Here is a 1,042-nt window from a genome sequence, read left to right on the forward strand (position 1 = left end):
TCTATTCCTCATGAGCAAAAGAAAGGGCATGGAAGGGAGTGGTAATACCCGCCATCGCATTTCGTCTGTCGATTTGAGCGATCGCAAAATCAACGGGAAAAAAAGTTTTGGGACGAGGTTCGATTTCCTTTTCAATGGCATCACAATGTAAATCGATCGCTCCTGGTATTAAAATTTGTCCTTGAAGATCCACAGTAGGGATTTTCGAGGTGATTTCTGGGTTAATCGCTGCAATTACACCATCTTCGATTAGTAAAGCAGCGTTCTCTACAACTTCATAAGGTAAGATAATTTGTGCGTTAATTAAATAGGTTTTCACGGGTAGCTTTTTCTTAACTAGCGAGTAAGTAATTTGTCGTCGGGGCAGATAGTTTAACTTCAAAATCGGCAATTTCTCTAACTAAATCCGAGTCATGAAGAATCGCTAGGATTGCCGTCCCTGCTTGCTTGATGCGTTGAATCATCTTGATAACTCCTTCGACAGAAGTTGGGTCTAAACTAGCGGTAGGTTCGTCGAGTAACAGTAAACGGGGATTGAAGATGGTAGCGCGAGCTAGATTGACGCGCTGTTTTTCACCTCCAGAAAAGGTAGCAGGAGAAAGAGTCCATAATCGCTCAGGTAATTGAATTTCTTGTAACAAAGCCTTAGCGCGATCGCGAGCCTCTTCTCGTTCAATTCCTAACTCAAATAAAGGTTTAGCAACCACATCGATAGTGGACTGTCGCGGTAAACCATGTAAAAATTGGGTGACAAAACTGATATCCCCGCGTCGTAACTGGAGAATTTCTTGTTCGCTCGCTAAAGTCAGATCTAGTTTATTTCCCTCTTCGGTATAGTAATAAATTGCACCTCGACTGGGTAGATAAGTGCGATAGATACATTTGAGAATACTGGATTTACCTACACCCGAAGCCCCAGTTAAAGCCATAAGTTTGCCTGCATAAACCTGTAATGATACATTTTGGGCAGAAGGAATAGATTTTCCCTGTTCGTGGAGGAAAAAGATTTTACTTAAATTTTCGATTTCTAAAATGATATTTT

General features: G+C 41.2%; 2 protein-coding genes. Both read right to left on the minus strand.

All coding sequences use genetic code 11. From position 1 onward, the window contains the following. Position 1: 1 nt before the first annotated feature. Entirely contained in the window at positions 2 to 319 is a 318-nt protein-coding gene (locus AC2VE5_RS28665) for a hypothetical protein (RefSeq protein ID WP_486890901.1), read from the minus strand. Positions 320 to 332: 13 nt separating this feature from the next. Continuing rightward, a partial coding sequence (gene phnL, locus AC2VE5_RS28670; RefSeq protein ID WP_486890902.1) for a phosphonate C-P lyase system protein PhnL occupies positions 333 to 1,042 on the minus strand: 710 nt, incomplete at its 5' end.

The organism is Aliterella sp. E5.1 (assembly GCF_057473825.1).